This window comes from Hominilimicola fabiformis (assembly GCF_020687385.1).
Classification (GTDB): domain Bacteria; phylum Bacillota; class Clostridia; order UBA1381; family UBA1381; genus Hominilimicola; species Hominilimicola fabiformis.
This window is the reverse complement of sequence record NZ_JAJEQM010000035.1, coordinates 1-2,953: the sequence shown is the minus strand read 5'-3', so window position 1 is coordinate 2,953 and position 2,953 is coordinate 1. Positions and strand designations below refer to the sequence as shown.

Annotated in this window: 1 rRNA gene; it reads right to left on the bottom strand. The window is 48.6% G+C overall.

Features of this window, described 5'->3' with window-relative positions:
• Positions 1–2,848, bottom strand: a 23S ribosomal RNA gene (locus LKE05_RS13940).
• Between the last annotated feature and the right edge of the window lie 105 nt (positions 2,849–2,953).

Here is a 2,953-nt window from a genome sequence, read left to right as displayed (position 1 = left end):
TTGGTCAAGCCCTCGGACTATTAGTACCGGTCAGCTACATACATTACTGCACTTCCACCTCCGGCCTATCAACCATGTAGTCTTCATGGGTCCTTACTAGCCTACGCTATGGGAAATCTTATCTCGAAGGGGGCTTCACGCTTAGATGCCTTCAGCGTTTATCCCGTCCGTACTTAGCTACCCTGCTATGCCCTTGGCAGAACAACAGGTGCACCAGCGGTACGTCCAACCCGGTCCTCTCGTACTAAGGTCAGCTCTCCTCAAATTTCCTACGCCCGTGATAGATAGGGACCGAACTGTCTCGCGACGTTCTGAACCCAGCTCGCGTACCGCTTTAATGGGCGAACAGCCCAACCCTTGGAACCGACTACAGCTCCAGGATGCGATGAGCCGACATCGAGGTGCCAAACCTCCCCGTCGATGTGGACTCTTGGGGGAGATCAGCCTGTTATCCCCAGGGTAGCTTTTATCCGTTGAGCGACGGCAATTCCACTCTCATACCGCCGGATCACTAACTCCAACTTTCGTTACTGCTCGACTTGTCGGTCTCGCAGTTAGGCTGGTTTATGCGTTTGCACTCGTTGCACGATTTCCGTCCGTGCTGAACCAACCTTTGAACGCCTCCGTTACCTTTTAGGAGGCGACCGCCCCAGTCAAACTGTCCACCTGACAGTGTCCCCCACCCGGATTCACGGGTGCAGGTTAGAACCTTCATATTACAAGAGTGGTATCCCAACATCGACTCCCTAACACCTGGCGGCATTAGTTCTCTGTCTCCCACCTATCCTGTACATGTAATACAAAAATTCAATATCAAGTTACAGTAAAGCTCCATGGGGTCTTTCCGTCTTATCACGGGTAACTGGCATCTTTACCAGTACTTCAATTTCGCCGGGTATGTTGTTGAGACAGCTCTCAAGTCGTTACGCCATTCGTGCGGGTCAGAACTTACCTGACAAGGAATTTCGCTACCTTAGGACCGTTATAGTTACGGCCGCCGTTTACTGGGGCTTAAGTTCAGTGCTTCGATTACTCTAACACTTCCCCTTAACCTTCCAGCACCGGGCAGGCGTCAGCCCATATACATCATCTTTCGATTTAGCATAGACCTGTGTTTTTGCTAAACAGTCGCTTGAGACTATTCTCTGCGGCCTACTCGCGTAGGCTCCCCTTATCCCGAAGTTACGGGGTCATTTTGCCGAGTTCCTTAACAACACTTCTCCCGCTGGTCTTAGGATTCTCTCCTCATCTACCTGTGTCGGTTTGCGGTACGGGCACCTTGTCAATCCATACAGCTTTTCTCGCCAGTGTACAATCACCTACTTCGCTACTAATTTTCGCTCCCTTACGCCCCACTCAACCAACGGTGGGGTTAGGCTATGTTCCTGTGTCCCTGTATTTAACGACTTCGGTGGCTACGGAATCTTTACCGTATGTGCATCGACTACGCCTCTCGGCCTCGCCTTAGCTCCCGGCTTACCTTGAGCGGACGAACCTTCCTCAAGAAACCTTAGATTTTCGACCATTATGATTCTCACATAATTCTCGCTACTCATTCCGGCATTCTCACTTGTGATATCTCCACTACTCCTTTCGGTGTAGCTTCGCAGACTTACACAACGCTCATCTACCAACAATATTACTATCATTCCTAAGCTTCGGTATGAATTTTAGCCCCGTTACATTTTCGGCGCACAATCACTCGACTAGTGAGCTATTACGCACTCTTTAAATGAGTGGCTGCTTCTAAGCCAACGTCCTAGTTGTCTACGCAACTGCACATCCTTTTCCACTTAAATTCATTTAGGGACCTTAGCTGTAGGTCTGGGCTCTTTCCCTTTTGACTACGAAACTTATCTCACGCAGTCTGACTCCCAGGAAACATTTATGCGGCATTCAGAGTTTGATAGGGTTCGGTAAGCCGTGAAGCCCCCTAGCCCATTCAGTGCTTTACCTCCGCTAAACTATCCTGAGGCTAGCCCTAAAGCTATTTCGATGAGAACCAGCTATATCCGAGTTCGATTGGAATTTCACCGCTAACCACAGCTCATCCCCGCCTTTTTCAACAGACGTGGGTTCGGTCCTCCATGGAATTTTACTTCCACTTCAACCTGTCCATGGTTAGGTCACCCGGTTTCGGGTCGTATACTGCAAACTGTACGCGCTATTCACACTCGGTCTCCCTTCGGCTTCAGTGCTTAACACCTTAACCTCGCTTGCAACATACACTCGCCGGACCGTTCTACAAAAAGTACGCTATCGCACATATAAAGTGCTTTAGCAGCTTGTAAACATAGGGTTTCAGATTCTTTTTCACTCCCCTTCCGGGGTTCTTTTCAACTTTCCATCACTGTACTTTTCACTATCGGTCATCAGGTAGTATTTAGGCTTGGGGGGTGGTCCCCCCGGCTTCCCACCGGGTTCCTCGTGTCCGGTGGTACTCTGGATCCTGCCTTGTCAATATCCTTTTCGCTTACAGGACTATTACCTACTATGGTGTGTCTTCCCATACACTTCTGCTAAAAATATTGAATCAATTACGCAGTCCGCAACCCCAAAGATATTGCTATCTCTGGTTTGGCCTCTTTCCCTTTCGCTCGCCGCTACTTAGGAAATCGATGTTTCTTTCTCTTCCTCCTCCTACTTAGATGTTTCAGTTCAGAGGGTTTCCTCCACATGGCTATGTATTTACCATGCAGTGATACGGTATTGCCGTACCGGGTTTCCCCATTCGGATATCTGCGGGTCTATGGATATTTGCTCCTAACCGCAGCTTTTCGCAGCTTGTCACGTCCTTCTTCGGCTCCTGATGCCAAGTCATTCTCCCTACGCTCTTTATAGCTTGACCAACTTGGTTTGGTTCTTGAATTACATAAGAATTAGAGATTTGTTTGAAATTGAAGTTTTTACCCATATACTCTCGTATATCGAAAAAACCTTTCCACATTAGTTT